This is a genomic window from Streptomyces sp. WG5, assembly GCF_049974565.1.
Classification (GTDB): Bacteria; Actinomycetota; Actinomycetes; order Streptomycetales; family Streptomycetaceae; genus Streptomyces.
In genome coordinates, this window is record NZ_JBNGGC010000037.1 from 1 (window position 1) to 16823 (window position 16823).

Below are 16823 nucleotides of genomic sequence, written 5' to 3' on the forward strand. Positions count from 1 at the left end.
TGCTTTCCAGGTTCCCGCTTTCGCGTTTCCCTTTCCGGCGGTTCCGACTCTATCAGATCCTTTCGGCCCTGATTCCCCGTCAGAGGGGGTTGTCTTCGCGGCTGTTGGGCCGTTCCGACGAGTGAGACTCTAGCGGATTCCCGGCTCCCGAGCTAATCGGGGACCGCGTCCTTGCGGACGTGGATTCCTCATTCCGCAAATACGCGCACCGACAATGCGACGACGCCGACAGCGCGACTGCTCGTCGAGAAGTGGTTGGTACTTGCGGAATCGCTGTCCGGGGACCGACCGGAGTCGGCGCTCACGTCGGACAACTCGGAGAACATTACGAGTACGGGACCGGCGTGTCAAATGCCGGGTCGCGCGGCGTCCGCGGGCGTACGGTGAGAGGCGTGATGACGCGTACGTGTGCTCAGCTCTGGCGGGCCGCCTGACGGCGGCCGCGCTCACGTACGCACTCGACGGCCGCCGCTTCGGCGGCCGTTCTCGTATCTCCTTCCAGGAGGGGCGGCCGACGAGGGGCGGCGGCCCTGACCAGGAGGTGGAGAGATGACACGGGTCTTCAGTGGGGTCAAGCCGACCGGGCACCTGACCCTGGGGAACTATCTGGGAGCCATGCGGCAGTGGGCCGCGCAGGACCAGCACCGATCGGACGCGCTGTTCTGCGTCGTCGACCTGCACGCGCTGACCGTGGACCATGATCCGGCGCGGGTGCGCAGACTGAGTCGGCAGGCGGCGTCCCTGCTGCTGGCGGCAGGGCTGGATCCGGAGCTGTGCACCGTGTTCGTGCAGAGCCACGTCGACGAGCACGCCCGGCTGTCGTACGTACTGGAGTGCGTCGCCACCGACGGGGAGATGCGGCGGATGATCCAGTACAGGGAGAAGGCGGCGCGGGAGCGGCAGCGGGGCGGGAGTGTGCGGCTGTCGCTGCTGACGTATCCCGTGCTGATGGCGGCCGACATCCTGGCGTACGGGACGGACGAGGTGCCGGTCGGGAACGACCAGACCCAGCACGTGGAGCTCGCACGGGATCTGGCGGTGCGGTTCAACCAGCGGTACGGGCACACGTTCGTGGTGCCGCGGGCCACGAGTCCGGCGGTCGCGGCTCGGGTGATGAACCTTCAGGAGCCCGCGTCGAAGATGGGGAAGAGCGACGACGTCGGCCCCGGGATCGTCTACCTGCTCGATGAGCCGGACGTGGTGCGGAAGAAGGTCATGCGGGCCGTGACCGACAGTGGGCACGAGGTCGTGTACGACCGGGAGGCGCGGCCGGGGCTCGCGAACCTGCTGGAGATCCTCGCCGCCTGCACGGGTCGGGGACCGGCTGAGCTGGCGGGTGGGTACGACTCGTACGGCACCTTGAAGAAGGACACCGCGGAGGCGGTCGTGGAGGTGCTGCGGCCCGTGCAGGAGCGGCACAAGGAGCTGTGTGCGGACCCCGGGCACGTGGAGGGCGTGCTGAGGGAGGGCGCGGGCAAGGCTCGGGGCATGGCTCGGCCGACCGTGGATGCCGCCTACCGGGCGATCGGGCTGCTGCCGCCCGTGCACGCGGCCCGGTAGGCGCGGGGCCGGTGGCGAGGCGCGATGCGCGGGAGGCGCAGGGCCGGCGCATCGTGACCTCGCTGCCGAAGCCCGCGCGGCGGGCGGCCTCGGGCATGGGCAGGCCGGTGCGTCGAGGAGCTGCGGAGTGAGCGCCGCGCCGGGCTCGCTCCGGTCGCCCGCCCTGTCAGTCCTTGGTGCCGGAGGCGAGTTCCCGGCTGCGGTCGCGGGCGGCTTCCAGGGCGGCGATGAGGGCCGCGCGGACGCCGTGGTTCTCAAGTTCGCGGATGGCGTTGATGGTGGTGCCGGCGGGGGACGTGACGTTCTCGCGGAGCCTGACCGGGTGCTCGCCGCTGTCGCGGAGCATCTTCGCGGCGCCGATCGCGGACTGGACGATCAGGTCGTGGGCCTTGTCGCGGGGAAGGCCCAGGAGGATACCGGCGTCGGTCATGGCTTCGACCAGGTAGAAGAAGTACGCCGGGCCGGAGCCGGAGAGGGCGGTACAGGCGTCCTGCTGGGACTCGGGAACGCGGAGGGTCTTGCCGACGGCGCCGAAGATCTCCTCAGTGTGGGTCAGGTGGTCCGCGGTGGCGTGGGTGCCGGCCGAGATGACGGACATGGCCTCGTCGACGAGGGCCGGGGTGTTCGTCATGACCCGGACGACCGGGGTGCCCGGGGCGAGGTGCTCCTCGAAGAAGGCGGTCGGGATGCCCGCGGCCCCGCTGATGACCAGGCGGTCGGCGGGGACGTGCGGCGCGAGTTCGTCGAGGAGCGTGCCCATGTCCTGCGGCTTGACCGTGAGGATCAGGGTGTCGGCGGTCTTCGCGGCCTCGGCGTTGGTGACCGGGGTGACTCCGTGGCGGGCGCGGAGTTCTTCGGCCCGTTCCCGGCGGCGGGCGGTGACCAGGAGGTCGGCGGGTGCCCAGCCGGCTCCGATCATTCCGCTGAGCAGGGCTTCGCCGATCTTGCCGGTGCCGAGGACTGCGACTTTCTGGGTCATGGCTTTCGGTGCCCTCCGAGTGCCCTCTGGGGGTGCGTCGTCCGTCGTCGTCATCCTCGCATCCCGGGGGCGGGTGGGGCCGGGGCGTCCGGTGGGCGGGATTCCGGTGGGGCGCGCTAGGGCGTCCGGCGTGTGAGGGTGACCGCGCCCAGGGCCAGGACCAGGAGTGCGCAGCCCGCGACGATCAGGGCGTCCCGTACGAAGGCGGTGGTCACGTCGGCGTGGTTCAGGACCTCGTTCATGCCGTCCACCGCGTAGGACATGGGCAGTACGTCGGAGACCGCCTCCAGCACCGGGTGCATCTCGTCGCGCGGGGTGAAGAGGCCGCAGAGGAGGAGCTGGGGGAAGATCACGGCCGGCATGAACTGGACCGCCTGGAACTCCGAGGCCGCGAAGGCCGAGACGAAGAGACCGAGGGCGGTGCCGAGGAGGGCGTCGAGCAGCGCGACCAGAAGGAGGAGCCAGGGGCTGCCCGTCACGTCCAGGCCGAGGAACCAGACCGCCAGGCCGGTCGCCAGGGCCGACTGGACGATGGCGAGGGCCCCGAAGGCGAGGGCGTAGCCGGCGATGAGGTCGCCCTTGCCCAGCGGCATGGCGAGGAGGCGCTCGAGGGTGCCGGAGGTGCGCTCGCGCAGGGTCGCGATGGAGGTGACCAGGAACATCGTGATCAGCGGGAAGATCCCGAGGAGCGAGGCGCCGATGGTGTCGAAGGTGCGCGGGCTGCCGTCGAAGACGTAGCGCAGCAGGAACAGCATCGCGCAGGGGATCAGTATCAGGAGCGCGATGGTGCGGGGGTCGTGGCTCAGCTGGCGCAGGACGCGGGTCGCGGTGGCTGTGGTGCGGGAGAGGGTCAGAGGGCGGGTGGGGGCGGGGTGCAGGGAGGTTGCGGGGGCGGGGGCCGCGGGGGTGGTCATGGGGCCGTCTCCTTCGTGCGGGCCGCCGTCGCCTCGTCGACCAGGTGCAGGAAGGCTTCCTCGACCGTTTCGGAGCCGGTGCGGGTGCGCAGGGCGTCGGGGGTGTCCTCGGCGAGGATCTCGCCCTCGCGCATGAGGAGGAGGCGGTGGCAGCGCTCGGCCTCGTCCATGACGTGGGAGGAGACGAGGAGGGTGGTGCCGCGGTCGGCGGCCAGGGAGTGGAAGAGGGTCCAGAGGTCTCGGCGGAGTACGGGGTCCAGGCCGACCGTCGGTTCGTCGAGGACCAGGAGTTCGGGGGCACCGAGGAGGGCCACGCCGAGGGAGACGCGGCTGCGCTGGCCGCCGGAGAGGTTGCCGGCCAGGGCGTCGGCGTGGGGGGTGAGGCCGACCTCGGCGAGGACGCGGGTGACGTTCTCGTGGCGGGTCCCGGCGGCTGCGCGGCCGGGGGCGAGGACCGCGGCGAAGTAGGCCAGGTTCTGGTGGACGGTCAGGTCGTCGAAGACGGACGGGCCCTGGGTGACGTAGCCGATGCGGCTGCGCAGGGCCGGGTGGCCGGCCGGGCGGCCGAGGACGTCCAGGGTGCCGGAGACCTTGGCCTGGGTGCCGGCGATCGCGCGCATCAGGGTCGACTTGCCGCAGCCGGAGGGGCCGAGGAGGCCGGTGATCCGGCCGCGCGGGACGGTGAAGCCCAGGGCGCGCAGGACGGTGCGGGGGCCGCGGGTGACGGTGAGGCTCTCGGCGCGGACAGCGGGTGGGGCGGGGGTGCCGCCTCGTCCTCCGGGGGGCGGTACTTCGGGGGGCGGGGAGGAGTAATTCATCATGTGATGAATACTCCTCCCGGGGGTGCGCCGCGTCAAGCGGTCGGGGTCGCCGGGGTCGTCGCGAGCAGGAGGCGGACGTCGTACGTCTCCTCGACGATTCCGTCCGGGAAGGCGGCCAGGAGGTGCCGGCGCTCCTCGGCCAGGAAGGCCGCACGGCGTTCCTCGGTGTCGGTCAGGAAGACCGAGTGGCTGCCGAGGTTGGCCAGGTGGGTGGCGAGCGGGACGCGGCGGCTCCAGCGGATGTCGCGGCGGGTGAAGTCGAGGCGGCCGGCGGGGTCGGCGACACGTGCGTCGAGGTTCCGCTTCTCGGCGGCGAGGTCCAGCCCGAAGTACCGGTCGGCACGGTCGGCGGCCGCCGCGATCCACGGCACGTCGTGGGCGCCGGTGTTCCACCACAGCGCGAGCGCGCCGCCCGGACGCAGCACGCGCAGCGCCTCCGGGACGGCCAGGGCGGGGTCGGTCCAGTGCCAGGCCTGGGCGTAGGTGAGGAAGTCGGCGCAGTGGTCGGCGAGGGGGAGGGCGTTGCCGTCGCCCCGCACTACGGGCACGCCGGGGAGGGTGCGGCGGAACTCGGCGGCCATGCCGGCGCCGGGTTCGACGGCGATCACCTCGGCGCCGCGCGCGTTGAGGCGGGCGGTGGCGATGCCCGTACCGGCGCCGGCGTCCACGACGCGGGCGCCGGCCAGCGGACGGCCGGCCAACTCCTCCAGCGCCTCGAAGAGGGCGGGCGGGTAGGAGGGGCGGTTGGCGGCGTACTGGGCGGCGGCGGCGTTGAAGGAGTGGGCGCGGGCGCTGTGCGTGGGCCCGGAGGGCGCGGGTGTCGTCATGCGGCCATGGTGGCCGGGCGGCTTCGGGGCGCAGGGAGGTTTTCGGGAAGGACGGGTGGCGGTCGGGGACGCCCCCGGCGGGTACGGCGAACGGCCGTCGGGGACGCCCCGGCGGGTACGGCGGACGGCTGCCGGGCAGGCGCCGGCGGGGTGCGGCGGACGGCTGCCGGGCAAGCCCCGGCAGGTGCGGCGGACGGCTGCCGGGCAGGCGCCGAGGGCAGTGCGGCTAGCGGCGGCGCTTCTTCGACGGGTTGCCCGAGCGGCGGGTGGTGCGCTTCTCGTAGTCCTCGCGGGCCTTGTCGTACTCGGCGCGGTGCAGTTTCTCGCCCGGGGCTTCGGTGAAGGTGCGGAAGAAGTAGGCGAGGAGCGAGCCGACGAAGCCGATGGCCAGCAGGCCGCGGAGGGAGGCCTGGCGGTCGGGGTCGGGGCGGCTGGTGAAGGCGGACCAGGTGTGGCGGAAGGCCAGGGCGCTGCAGATCGCGAACATCACGGTCATCAGCAGCGAGACGAAGCCGCCGATGTCGGCGATCTGGAGGCCCTGGTAGGCGATGCGGAGCACGAAGCAGGCGGCGGCCGCCGCGGCGAGGGATCCGACGGCGAGGCCGGCCCGGCGGGCGGCGTAGCCGTTGTCGTGGTTCACCCAGGTGGTGCCGTAGAACCGGATGGGTTCGGGGCGGGGGCCCGCGGGGATGTCCGGGATGCCGTTCGTGCCGTTCTCTGCGCTCACGGGTCGATTATGGCGCCGGGGTGTCGCGGACCCGGCGCCGGGCGGGCCCGCCTCGCGGAACGTGCGGTCAGCCGCCCTGGCCGGCGCTGCCGATCGGGCCGACCTCCACCGGGGAGCCGGAACCGTCCGTGACGGGCAGCGTGGCGCCGCCCGGCCAGTCGAGCGTGACCGCCTTCGTCTCGTCCGGCGGGGTCACCACCAGGCCCGTGACGCGGACGCCGGAGCCGCCCGAGTCGTTTGTCGTCGTCGTTCTGGCAGGCGGTGAGCGAGAGACCCGCGACGACGGCCACGGCTGCGAGGGTGATCCTGCGAACGCGCATGGTTTTTCCTCGGTATCGGTGGGGGTGCCGGCCCGTGGGCACGAGCGAGCGTTTCTGATCACCGAGACCCGCCCGGCCGGCATCCCGTTCCGCCCCCACCTCTCTCATACAGCGTCAGGACAGCTCTGTTACCCACCCACCTGTCGCGCACTCAGCAGCGAGGAGCCACGTAGCCGTCGCTGCCGGTGCGGATGTACGCGTCGGCGACGTACTGGCCGCTGCCGATGTTGTCCCAGATGTTCGAGGTGCCGTACGGGCCCGACACCCGGGTGCCCGGTGTCTGGCAGTTGATCTGGACCCTGGCGCCCTCGGGCAGGGACCGGACGACGGAGTAGCCGGTGCCGGGGCCGCTGCGGACGTTCAGCCGGTAGCCCGGGGCGACCGGGTAGGAGCGGGCGGCCGTGGCCGCCACCGTGGTGACGGCCTCCGCGGCCGTCTTCTCGTCCCCGCCCTCGATGTCCGAGATCTGGTCGGCAGACATGAAAAACCTCCCCCGTCGGACCCACGGCTGCCGTGGGTCGCGTGATGTCCATGGACATGGAAGCAGTGCAAAACAAGCCACGGAACACAAGTTCGCAACTCGCACGCGGAGGCTAGCAAGCCGCCTCGGTCCCGTACGACCCATCGACTAGGCTCCGAGCGTCGCGCGCGCGAACGAACAGTACGGGGGAGGTTCCATGGCGCCGCAGAGGAACGCCGGAGCGGGCGCGGAAGCGGAACTTCCGGAATACGCCGGCCACTACCGTCTGGAGTCCTGTCTGGGCTCGGGTGGCATGGGCGTCGTACATCTGGCCCGGAGCACCTCCGGAATGCGGGTCGCGGTGAAGGTCGTGCACGCCCGGTACGCCATGGATCCCGAGTTCAGAGGGCGGTTCCGGCAGGAGGTGGCCGCCGCGCGGCGGGTGAGCGGGGCGTTCACCGCGCCCGTCGTCGACGCCGACCCGGAGGGCGGACGGCCCTGGATGGCCACGCTGTACATCCCCGGACCGACCCTCGCCGAGCAGGTGAAGCGGAACGGGCCGATGGACCCGGACCAGGCGCGCCGGCTGATGGCCGGGCTCGCGGAGGCGCTGCGGGACATCCACCGGGTCGGGGTCGTGCACCGGGACCTGAAACCGAGCAACGTGCTGCTGGCCGAGGACGGGCCGAAGGTCATCGACTTCGGCATTTCCCGGCCGAAGGACAGCGAACTGCGCACCGAGACCGGGAAGCTGATCGGTACGCCGCCGTTCATGGCGCCGGAGCAGTTCCGGCGGCCCCGGGAAGTGGGTCCCGCGGCCGACGTCTTCGCCCTCGGCTCGCTCATGGTGCACGCGGCGACCGGGCGCGGGCCCTTCGACTCCGACAGCCCGTACGTCGTCGCCTACCAGGTCGTGCACGACGAGCCCGACCTGACCGGCGTACCGGAGACGATCGCGCCACTGGTGCTGCGGTGTCTCGCGAAGGAGCCCGCCGACCGGCCCACGCCGGACGAGCTGATGCGGCAGCTGCGGTCGGTGGCGGCGGGGTACGACACGCAGGTGTTCGTACCGGCCCCGTGGACGCATGCGCGGGAGACCCAGGAGAGCGGGGTGGCGCAGGGAAGCGGGGAGGCGGAAGAGGCCCAGGAAGTCCAGCAAGTCCAGGAGGTCCGGGACGCGGACGCGCCCGCGGAGCGGCGGCCCGCGTGGCGCCTCGGCGGGCGGACGGCTCTGATGGCCGGGGCGGTCTGCCTCGCCGTGCTCGGCGGGCTGACCTCGCTCCAGCTGATCGACGGCACGGAACCGGCGCGGAAGACCACCGCCGCGCAGAGCGCACGGGGCGGCTTCGGCGTGTGGGAGAAGACGCCCGCTTCGGAGGGCACCGGCATGCCCCTGTGCTCGTACGGGGCCCAGAGGCTGCTGTGCGCGCGGCCGGGACTGGTCTTCGCCCTCGATCCGGCCGACGGCGGCACACTGTGGCGGCACGAGGTCGCGGGGACGACCCGCAGCGAACCGCCGGTCGTGTCGAGCGGCCTCGTCCAGCCCGTCCTCGACCGCATCGGTGACCTGGAGGCGCTCGACCCGGCCACGGGCGAACCCGTGTGGCAGGAGGAGATGCCCGAGTACGACGGAGTGCGGGCGGTCGGCGACATGCTCCTGCTCACCCGTTCCGACGGAACGGTCACGGGTGTGGACAGCGCCTCGGGCGAGACCAGGTGGTCCGGACGGATTCCGGGCCAGGCCGTGCCGTACTTCTCGTCGTTCACCGGAGAGCCGGAAGAACCGTCGGCGTACGCGACGAGCCTGTCCGAGGACGGGAACAGCACCCGGGTCACCGCGGTGGATCCCGCGACGGGGGACGTGCGGTGGGACGCGGAGCTGGAGGGGGCGCTGACGCCCGTGGGGGCGGCGGACGGGTCCGTGTACCTCCTCGTCGGCGGCGCCGTCTACGGGGACGTGAAGGCGGTGGTCCGCTACACGCCCGGCACGGGGGCCACCCGCCGGGTGACGCTGCCCGTGCCGGTCGCGCAGGCGGCGGCCGGCGTGCGCGGGGACACCGTGCACCTCATGGGCGCGGGCGGCTCGCTGGTGGCCGTGGACATGGCGGCGGGCAGGCAGCGGTGGCGGCTGGAGACGGGCGTGAGCCGGGGCTCGGTGCCCGTCTCCGACGGACGGCACGTGTACGTCACCGCTCCCGACGGCCGGCTGCTGGGCGTCGACGCCCGCACGGGGAAGCTCCTCGGGCAGACCCGGCCGCGGCTCGGCGCCGACTCCGACCGCGTCCCCGCCACGCTGCCCGCGCCGGTGCTCGCGGGCGGCCACGTCTACGCCGGTGCGCCCGACGGGACCGTGTTCGGCGTGGCGGGGCGGAACCCGGCCGCCTGGTGACACCGCCGGGCCGGGCCGGGGCCGCGCCGGACGTCGGGCCGCGCGTCGGGCGGAGCCGCGCCGGACAGTCGTCGGACCGGGGCCGGGGGGAGCCGCGTCGGGCGTCGGACCCGGTGGTCAGCCCAGCTTGCTGACGTCGCGCACCGCGCCCTTGTCCGCGCTCGTCGCCATCGCGGCGTACGCCTTCAGGGCCGCGGAGACCTTGCGCTCGCGGTTCTTCGGGGCGTACACGCCGTTCAGGGCCTGCTCGCGGCGGGTCAGCTCGGCGTCGTCGACCAGCAGCTCGATGGAGCGGTTCGGGATGTCGATGCGGATGCGGTCGCCGTCCTCGACGAGGGCGATGGTGCCGCCGGCCGCCGCCTCGGGCGAGGCGTGGCCGATGGAGAGGCCGGACGTGCCGCCGGAGAAGCGGCCGTCGGTGACCAGGGCGCAGGCCTTTCCGAGGCCGCGGCCCTTCAGGTACGAGGTCGGGTAGAGCATCTCCTGCATGCCGGGGCCGCCCTTGGGGCCCTCGTAGCGGATGACGACGACGTCGCCCTCCTTGACCTGCTGGGTGAGGATCTTCTGGACGGCCTCCTCCTGCGACTCGCAGACGACGGCCGGGCCCTCGAAGGTCCAGATCGACTCGTCGACGCCGGCGGTCTTGACGACGCAGCCGTCGACGGCGAGGTTGCCGCGCAGGACGGCGAGACCGCCGTCCTTGGAGTAGGCGTGCTCCACGGATCGGATGCAGCCGCCCTCGGCGTCCTCGTCCAGGGAGTCCCAGCGCTCGGACTGGGAGAAGGCCTCGGCGGAGCGGACGCAGCCGGGGGCCGCGTGCCACAGCTCGACGGCCTCCTGGGAGGGCGAGCCGCCGCGGATGTCCCAGGTCTTCAGCCAGTCGGCCAGGGACGGGCTGTGCACGGAGTGCACGTCCTCGTTGAGCAGGCCGCCGCGGTGCAGTTCGCCGAGGAGGGCCGGGATGCCGCCCGCGCGGTGCACGTCCTCCATGTAGTACGTGCGGTCCTTGGCGACGTTCGGCGCGACCTTGGCGAGGCACGGGACGCGGCGCGAGAGGGCGTCCATCTCGGTGAGGCCGTAGGCGACCTCCGCCTCCTGGGCGGCGGCCAGCAGGTGCAGGATCGTGTTGGTGGAGCCGCCCATCGCGATGTCCAGCGCCATGGCGTTCCCGAAGGCCGCGGGGGTGGCGATGTTGCGGGGCAGGACCGAGTCGTCGTCCTGCTCGTAGTAGCGGCGGGTCAGGTCCAGCACCGTGCGGGCGGCGTTCTCGTAGAGCGCCTTGCGGGCGGTGTGGGTGGCCAGGACCGAGCCGTTGCCGGGGAGGGAGAGGCCGATGGCCTCGGTGAGGCAGTTCATCGAGTTGGCGGTGAACATGCCGGAGCAGGAGCCGCAGGTCGGGCAGGCGTTCTCCTCGATGCGGAGGATGTCCGCGTCGGAGATCTTGTCGTTGACCGCTTCCGACATCGCGTCGACCAGGTCCAGGGTGCGGACCGTGCCGTCGACCAGGGTGGCGCGGCCGGACTCCATCGGGCCGCCGGAGACGAAGACCGTCGGGATGTTCAGCCGCAGGGCGGCGTTGAGCATGCCCGGGGTGATCTTGTCGCAGTTGGAGATGCAGATCAGGGCGTCGGCGCAGTGGGCCTCGACCATGTACTCCACGCTGTCCGCGATCAGGTCGCGGGAGGGCAGGGAGTAGAGCATGCCGCCGTGGCCCATGGCGATGCCGTCGTCGACGGCGATCGTGTTGAACTCGCGCGGGATGCCGCCGGCCGCGGTGACCGCCTCGCTGACGATCCGGCCGACGGGGGCGAGGTGCGTGTGGCCCGGCACGAACTCCGTGAAGCTGTTGGCGACGGCGATGATCGGCTTCCGCCCGATGTCCGCGCCGGGTACACCGGAGGCACGCATAAGGGCGCGGGCGCCCGCCATGTTGCGGCCGTGGGTGACTGTGCGGGACCTCAGTTCGGGCATCGTCGCTCGCTCCTTCGGAGAGTAATGACTGTCGTCGAGCGTACGCCGGTCATCCATGGACCGGGACAAGGCGTCCGGGATGCGGGACGTATGTCTCGTCCGTCCCGTCCGCGATGCCCGGTGGCGACGCCGGAACGCGGCCTCAGGGCCCGGTCAGATGCCCCTGTACGACCGGTGCCACGCGGGCGATGACCCGCTCCGGGTCGGCCGAGGCCAACGGCTCCACCTTGATCACGTACCGCAGCATCGCGCACCCCACCAGCTGCGCCGCCGCCAGCTCGGCACGGAGTTCCGCGTCGGGCAGGTCCAGCTGGGCGGCGATCCGCCGCAGCAGCTGGGCGGCGATCAGGCGGCGGAAGACGGCGGCGGCGGTGTCGTTGTCGACGGCGGAGCGGACGATGGCCAGCAGCGGCGTACGGGTGGCGGGGTTCTCCCAGAGGCCGAAGACGAAACGGGTGAGCCGCTCGCCCACTTCGCCGAGGGGGCCGTCGCCGATGGCCTCGGGGGCTTTCAGGGCGGGCGCGAAGGCGACCTCGACGGCCGCCGCGAAGACCTGTTCCTTGGTGCCGAAGTAGTGGTGCACCAGGGCCGGGTCCACGCCCGCCGCCTTGGCGATGCCGCGTACGGACGTCTTCTCGTAGCCGCGCTCGGAGAACTCCTCGCGGGCCGTGGTGAGGATGCGGTCGCGGGTGCCGGCGGACTCCGTGCGCGGGGGCCTGCCGCGGCGGCGGGTTCCCCCGGCGGTGTCGCTCACCGCCGGTGCGCCTTCGCCGCCGAGCCCGTCGAGCCCGTCGAGCCCGTCGAGCCCGCTGCTCCGGACGGGCCCGCCGATCCGGACGAGCCGGATGAACCGGACGGGCCGGACGGGCCGGACGCCGCCAGGTGCAGGCGGGTGAAGGCCAGGGCCTCGGCGAGATCGGCCTCACGTTCGGCGCTGGACATCGCGCGACGGGTGTTGACCTCGATGACGACGTGCCCGTCGAAGCCGGTGCGCGCCAGGTGTTCCAGCACCTCGGCGCAGGGCTGGTCGCCACGGCCGGGAACGAGGTGCTCGTCCTTCGCGGAGCCCTTGCCGTCGGCGAGGTGGACGTGGCCGAGACGGTCGCCCATGCGGTCGAGCATGTCGAGGGCGTCGGTGCGGGACGTGGAGGCGTGGCTGAGGTCGATCGTGAAGTGCCGGTAGTCGTCCTTCGTCACGTCCCAGTCGGGGGCGTACGCCTGCATCTCGCGGTCGCGGTAGCGCCAGGGGTACATGTTCTCGACGGCGAACCGCACGTCCGTCTCGTTCGCCATCCGCCAGATGCCGCTGACGAAGTCCCTGGCGTACTGCCGCTGCCAGCGGAACGGCGGGTGGACGACGACGGCCGACGCGCCGAGCTTCTCGGCGGCGGCGCGGGCGCGCTGCAGCTTGACCCAGGGGTCGGTGGACCACACGCGCTGGGTGATGAGCAGGCACGGGGCGTGCACGGCGAGTATCGGCATGCGGTGGTAGTCGCTGAGTCTGCGCAGCGCGTCGATGTCCTGGCTGACCGGATCGGTCCACACCATGACCTCGACCCCGTCGTATCCGAGGCGTGCGGCGATCTCGAAGGCCGTCGCCGTCGACTCCGGGTAGACGGAAGCCGTCGACAGGGCGACCTTCGCGTCCGGGATCCGGACGGCGTCCGTTGGTTCTGCCACGAGGGTCAGGTTACGGGGTGGGGCTGGGTGGGTGCGGGGTGCCTGCGCGCCGTTGTGGTGCGTGCCATAGGGCGGGCGCGGCGTGCGTCGCGGCTGCTCACGCCCGTACGGCGAGCCGCCGACACCGTTCGGTGCCCGTACGGCGAGCCGCACACACGGTCCCGTGCCCGTACGGCGAACCGCACACGGTCGCGCACCCCTTCCGCCGGCACCGTCCCGCGCCCCTCGCGGGGAGGGTCATCGTCATCCCTGGCCCATGTGGTCGAGGCGGCGGAGGATCACGCCCTCCCTGAGCGCCCACGGGCAGATCTCCAGGCTTTCCACGTGGAAGAGGTCCATCGCGGCCTCGGCCACCAGCGCGCCGGCCAGGAGCTGGCCCGCGCGGCCCTCGGACACGCCCGGGAGCTCGGCCCGCTCGGCGCTCGTCATGGCGGCCAGGCGCGGCACCCAGGCCTCCAGGGAGGCCCGCTTCAGCTCGCGCTGGACGTAGAGGCCCTCGGCGGAGCGGGCGGCGCCGGTGATGCGGGCCAGCTGCCGGAAGGTCTTGGAGGTGGCGACCACGTGGTCGGGGGCGCCGAAGCGGCTGAAGTCGCCGACCGTGCGGGCGATCTCCGTACGGACGTGGCGGCGCAGCGCCCTGACGTCGTCCGGGTGGGGCGGGTCGCCGGGCAGCCGGGCGGCGGTCAGCCGGCCCGCGCCGAGCGGCAGCGACACGGCGGTGTCGGGCTCCTCGTCGATGCCGTAGGCGATCTCCAGTGAGCCGCCGCCGATGTCGAGGACCAGCAGCTTGCCGGCGGACCAGCCGAACCAGCGGCGGACGGCGAGGAAGGTGAGCCGGGCCTCCTCCGCGCCGCTGAGCACCGACAGCTCGACGCCGGTCTCGGCCCGTACGCGCGCGAGGACGTCGTCGGCGTTGCTCGCCTCGCGCACGGCGGAGGTGGCGAACGGCAGGAGGTCCTCGACGCCCTTGTCCTCGGCGGCCTGGAGCGCGTCCCGGACGACCGCGATCAGGCGGTCGACGCCGTCGGGGCCGATCGCGCCGTCCTCGTCGAGGAGCTGGGCGAGGCGCAGTTCCGCCTTGTGCGAGTGGGCGGGCAGCGGGCACGCGCCCGGGTGCGCGTCCACCACCAGCAGATGCACCGTGTTCGAACCCACGTCGAGGACACCGAGTCTCATGTACCGAACGCTACTGCCAGCGGGTCGGACGGCGGTGCCGTCATCCGGCTCGGGCGTCTTACCCTGGAGCCGTGCCAAAGACGAAAAAGGCCAAGGACGAAAAGTCGCCCAAGACGGACAAGAAGAGCAAGAAGAACAAGAAGGACGTGCTGATCGGGTTGTCGTCCACTGCGCCGTCGACGGATTCGCCGTCGGGTTCGTCGTCGGGTTCGCCGTCGGTTCCGTCGGGGGCCCCAGCGGGTTCTTCGGCGGGCGACGAGAAGGGCCTCGACTTCGCGCGCGCGTGGGTGGAGTTTCCGGATCCGGCGGACGACGAGCAGGTCTTCCGGTGCGATCTGACCTGGCTGACCTCCCGCTGGAACTGCATTTTCGGCAGCGGCTGCCAGGGCATCCAGGCGGGCCGCGCGGACGACGGGTGCTGCTCGCTGGGCGCCCACTTCTCCGACGAGGACGACGAGAAGCGGGTCGCCGAACACGTGGCGAGGCTCACCCCGGACGTCTGGCAGCACCACGCCGAGGGCACCGAGCGCGGCTGGGTCTCCGAGGACGACGAGGGCTCCCGCCAGACCCGTCCCTTCCAGGGCTCGTGCATCTTCCAGAACCGGCCCGGCTTCGCCGGGGGCGCGGGCTGCTCGCTGCACATCCTGGCCCTGAAGGAGGGCCGGGAGCCGCTGGAGACCAAGCCCGACGTGTGCTGGCAGCTCCCGGTCCGGCGGACGTACGAGTGGATCGACCGGCCCGACGACACGCGGGTGCTGCAGGTGTCGATCGGTGAGTACGACCGGCGCGGCTGGGGTCCGGGCGGGCACGACCTGCACTGGTGGTGCACCTCGGCGACCTCGGCGCACGGCGCGGGCGACCCGGTGTACGTCTCCTACCGGCCCGAGCTGGTCGAGCTGATGGGCAAGGCGGGCTACGACCGGCTGGTCGAGCTGTGCGAGGAGCGGCTGGCCTCGCAGCTGCCGTTGCTGGCCCCGCATCCGGCGGACCCTGCCCGCTGAGGCCGGCCTGCGAGGCGCTCTACGGGCTGGTCGGGCTCGGGCCGCCGCTGTCGCCCGGCAGCGGTGGGGAGCCGCCCGCGCCCCCGGCTCCCCCGGTGCCGCCGGTCGGGGGCGGTCCGGTGGGCGTCGGGTCCGGGGCGGGCGACGTGGGTGACGCGTCGCCGGTGGGCGTCGGGTCGGCGGGTGCCGAGGCCGACGGACCCGGGCCGGGGGCCGGTCCCGGGCCGGACGGGGGCGGCGATGCGTCGGGGGTGCCGGGGCGCGGGCCCGGGTGCGACGGGCTGGGCGCGGTGCCGTAGCCCTCGATGGAGACGACGGCGCCGGTGGGCGAGACGGCCACCCGTGCGCTCCAGTGGCCGGACGGCTCGCGCAGGTGATCGACGTACACCCTGATGGTCAGGGTCTCGCCGGGCCGCAGGATGCCCGACGACTGGCTCAGGTACAGCCAGGAGGCGCCGGTGGACGCCGCCCAGCGCACCGGTGCGCCGCCGGTCGCGGTGAGGGTGACCAGCGTGGTGTCGCCGTCGTGGCCGGCCGTCACCGCCAGGTGGCCGACGCCCTTCTCGCCGTCGCCGGCGCCGGCGACGCTGACGACCTCGACGGAGACGTCGGCCTTGCCGTTCTCGCCGAAGCGGGGGCCTGGGGTGGTCCGGGTGTTGCCGGTGTTCTCGTAGCCGTGGGTGCCGTCCGCGGACCTCCCGTGCAGACCGTCGGGGCTCCGCTCCTCGCTGGCGGTGGCGGAGCGGCCGTCGTCGCCCTCGACGACCGGAGTGCCGCGGTGGGCCGCCCACAGGGCGAGCACGGGGGCGGCGACGACGGTGGCGACGACGGTCGTGGTGACGGCACGCGCGCGCAGGCGCTCCCGTCGGGCCGCGCGGTCCTTGGGGTCCATCGGGAAGCCGCGCCGGTCGAAGCGGGGCGTCGCCCCCCGCGCGCGCGGGGGGTGCGCCATGGCGACGTGCAATGCCGCGCGGGGTGCCTCCAGGACGGGCAGCTCGGCGGGTGTCACGCTCGTGCCGGGCCAGTGGCCGGGGACCGCGCGCTCGGCGGTACGGCGGCAGCGCGGGCAGTCGTCGACGTGCCGGACCAGCTCGCGACGCAGGGCGGCGCTCAGCACGTACTGGTTGTCGCCGGCCAGGCGGGTGACACCCGGACAGGTGCCGGTCTCGACGACGGCGAGGGCCGCGCGGGTGCGTTCGACCTCGCAGGCGGCGGAGGCGAGCAGTTCCCGGGCGGCGGCCGGGCCCAGGCCGAGGACGGCGGCGACCTCGTGGGCGGCGAGGTGGTGGCGCACGGCGAGTTCGAGGGCCTCGCGCTGCTCCGGGGTGGTGCCGGCGGCCTCCGGCCAGGCGAGGAGGGCGAGTTCACGGCGGTGCCGCTGCTGTTCCTCGTCGCATGCGCTGGATGTGTCGCATGTTGTGTCGCATGTGTCGGGTGTGCGGCATGCGCCGGAGGCGCCGTGTGCGTCGAGTGCGTTGGATGCGTTGGGGGTGTCGTACGACTCGCGTCCGGCGCGTCCGTCGAGTCCGGCGCGTCCGGCCCGCCTGGTCCGCTCGCCGTACGCGGCGGACGGGGGCGCGGGGCGCTGCGGGGCGATGCGGTGCCGGCCGGTGCCGGGGCGGCCCGCCGCATAGCTGCCAGGACGTTTCTGCTGGGCCTCGGCCAGCTTGCGCAGGCAGGCCCAGCGGGCCAGCGCGTACAGCCAGGCCCTGCGGTCACCGGCGGCCCCGGGACCTCGGTGGCCGCGGCGCTCGGCGAGCGCAAGCACGTCACCCAGGGCGTCGGTCGCGGCGGCGTGGTCGCAGAGTACGGACAGGCAGTAGGTGAACAGGCCGTCCAGGTAGGCGTCGTAACGCGCGGGCGGCCGCTGCGCCAGCGTGCGCGCCGCGGCGCGGTCACGCGCCTCCCGGTGCGTCCGGTGCGTACCGGTCGTGCGGGTCGTTGTCTCCGGACTGCTGCTCATCACTCGGCGACCGTAGGGGGCCATGGGTGGCGCGA

14 protein-coding genes and 1 pseudogene are annotated in these 16823 nt (G+C 73.2%); 3 read left to right on the plus strand and 12 right to left on the minus strand.

Features of this window, described 5'->3' with window-relative positions; translation table 11 throughout:
• Window positions 1-549: 549 nt before the first annotated feature.
• A complete protein-coding gene (trpS, locus tag ACP4IX_RS30060) occupies window positions 550-1560 on the plus strand; it encodes a tryptophan--tRNA ligase (RefSeq protein ID WP_426557679.1) in 1011 nt (336 codons plus the stop codon).
• A 166-nt stretch (window positions 1561-1726) separates the two neighbouring features.
• On the opposite strand, the gene proC is transcribed toward trpS, so the two are convergent.
• The 7 genes and pseudogenes from proC to ACP4IX_RS30095 form a co-directional block, all read right to left on the minus strand.
• Window positions 1727-2539, minus strand: a complete 813-nt coding sequence (proC, locus tag ACP4IX_RS30065; RefSeq protein ID WP_426524172.1) for a pyrroline-5-carboxylate reductase — start codon at window positions 2537-2539, stop codon at window positions 1727-1729.
• Window positions 2540-2655: 116 nt separating this feature from the next.
• Entirely contained in the window at window positions 2656-3453 is a 798-nt protein-coding gene (locus ACP4IX_RS30070; protein ID WP_426557680.1) for an ABC transporter permease, read from the minus strand.
• Entirely contained in the window at window positions 3450-4274 is an 825-nt protein-coding gene (locus tag ACP4IX_RS30075; RefSeq protein WP_426557682.1) for an ABC transporter ATP-binding protein, read from the minus strand. Before ACP4IX_RS30075 ends, ACP4IX_RS30070 begins: the two co-directional genes overlap by 4 nt.
• A gap of 32 nt (window positions 4275-4306) precedes the next feature.
• Window positions 4307-5101, minus strand: coding sequence for a class I SAM-dependent methyltransferase (locus tag ACP4IX_RS30080; protein WP_426557684.1), 795 nt, complete (start codon window positions 5099-5101; stop codon window positions 4307-4309).
• 226 nt (window positions 5102-5327) lie between these two features.
• Window positions 5328-5828, minus strand: coding sequence for an EamA/RhaT family transporter (locus ACP4IX_RS30085; protein ID WP_426524164.1), 501 nt, complete (start codon window positions 5826-5828; stop codon window positions 5328-5330).
• A 67-nt stretch (window positions 5829-5895) separates the two neighbouring features.
• Window positions 5896-6066, minus strand: a pseudogene (locus ACP4IX_RS30090) (DUF4232 domain-containing protein); the annotation flags it as partial.
• 233 nt (window positions 6067-6299) lie between these two features.
• On the minus strand, window positions 6300-6629 hold the full coding sequence (locus ACP4IX_RS30095) for an SH3 domain-containing protein (RefSeq protein WP_426524162.1): 330 nt from the start codon (window positions 6627-6629) through the stop codon (window positions 6300-6302).
• Window positions 6630-6825: 196 nt separating this feature from the next.
• On the opposite strand from ACP4IX_RS30095, the gene ACP4IX_RS30100 reads away from it, so the two are divergent.
• The gene (locus ACP4IX_RS30100; protein WP_426557686.1) at window positions 6826-8997 is read left to right on the plus strand and encodes a serine/threonine-protein kinase; all 2172 of its coding nucleotides are present in this window, start codon (window positions 6826-6828) and stop codon (window positions 8995-8997) included.
• A gap of 117 nt (window positions 8998-9114) precedes the next feature.
• Here ACP4IX_RS30100 and ilvD read toward each other — a convergent pair whose 3' ends face one another.
• From ilvD to ACP4IX_RS30120, 4 genes are all read right to left on the minus strand, one after another.
• Complete coding sequence (gene ilvD, locus ACP4IX_RS30105) at window positions 9115-10968, minus strand: dihydroxy-acid dehydratase (protein ID WP_426524158.1); 1854 nt, start codon at window positions 10966-10968, stop codon at window positions 9115-9117.
• 142 nt (window positions 10969-11110) lie between these two features.
• Window positions 11111-11722 (minus strand): TetR family transcriptional regulator, encoded by a 612-nt coding sequence (locus tag ACP4IX_RS30110; RefSeq protein ID WP_426524156.1) that lies wholly within the window; start codon window positions 11720-11722, stop codon window positions 11111-11113.
• Window positions 11719-12648, minus strand: coding sequence for a sugar phosphate isomerase/epimerase family protein (locus tag ACP4IX_RS30115; RefSeq protein ID WP_426557687.1), 930 nt, complete (start codon window positions 12646-12648; stop codon window positions 11719-11721). The genes ACP4IX_RS30110 and ACP4IX_RS30115 overlap by 4 nt, the downstream gene beginning before the upstream one ends.
• A gap of 243 nt (window positions 12649-12891) precedes the next feature.
• Window positions 12892-13824, minus strand: a complete 933-nt coding sequence (locus ACP4IX_RS30120; protein ID WP_426557689.1) for a Ppx/GppA family phosphatase — start codon at window positions 13822-13824, stop codon at window positions 12892-12894.
• A 71-nt stretch (window positions 13825-13895) separates the two neighbouring features.
• On the opposite strand from ACP4IX_RS30120, the gene ACP4IX_RS30125 reads away from it, so the two are divergent.
• Entirely contained in the window at window positions 13896-14825 is a 930-nt protein-coding gene (locus ACP4IX_RS30125) for a hypothetical protein (RefSeq protein WP_426557691.1), read from the plus strand.
• Between the two features lie 19 nt (window positions 14826-14844).
• On the opposite strand, the gene ACP4IX_RS30130 is transcribed toward ACP4IX_RS30125, so the two are convergent.
• Window positions 14845-16788 carry a BACON domain-containing protein gene (locus ACP4IX_RS30130; protein WP_426557693.1) on the minus strand — a complete coding sequence of 648 codons (1944 nt, stop codon included), beginning with the start codon at window positions 16786-16788 and terminating at the stop codon, window positions 14845-14847.
• Between the last annotated feature and the right edge of the window lie 35 nt (window positions 16789-16823).

Excerpts from the sequence above, each read along its gene's own strand:
- ACP4IX_RS30070 (WP_426557680.1), bottom strand. The coding sequence starts at position 3,453 with ATGACCACCCCCGCGGCCCCCGCCCCCGCAACCTCCCTGCACCCCGCC.
- ACP4IX_RS30080 (WP_426557684.1), bottom strand. The coding sequence starts at position 5,101 with ATGACGACACCCGCGCCCTCCGGGCCCACGCACAGCGCCCGCGCCCAC.
- ACP4IX_RS30095 (WP_426524162.1), bottom strand. The coding sequence starts at position 6,629 with ATGTCTGCCGACCAGATCTCGGACATCGAGGGCGGGGACGAGAAGACG.
- ACP4IX_RS30100 (WP_426557686.1), top strand. The coding sequence starts at position 6,826 with ATGGCGCCGCAGAGGAACGCCGGAGCGGGCGCGGAAGCGGAACTTCCG.
- proC (WP_426524172.1), bottom strand. The coding sequence starts at position 2,539 with ATGACCCAGAAAGTCGCAGTCCTCGGCACCGGCAAGATCGGCGAAGCC.
- ACP4IX_RS30120 (WP_426557689.1), bottom strand. The coding sequence starts at position 13,824 with ATGAGACTCGGTGTCCTCGACGTGGGTTCGAACACGGTGCATCTGCTG.
- ACP4IX_RS30075 (WP_426557682.1), bottom strand. The coding sequence starts at position 4,274 with ATGATGAATTACTCCTCCCCGCCCCCCGAAGTACCGCCCCCCGGAGGA.
- ACP4IX_RS30130 (WP_426557693.1), bottom strand. The coding sequence starts at position 16,788 with ATGAGCAGCAGTCCGGAGACAACGACCCGCACGACCGGTACGCACCGG.
- trpS (WP_426557679.1), top strand. The coding sequence starts at position 550 with ATGACACGGGTCTTCAGTGGGGTCAAGCCGACCGGGCACCTGACCCTG.
- ilvD (WP_426524158.1), bottom strand. The coding sequence starts at position 10,968 with ATGCCCGAACTGAGGTCCCGCACAGTCACCCACGGCCGCAACATGGCG.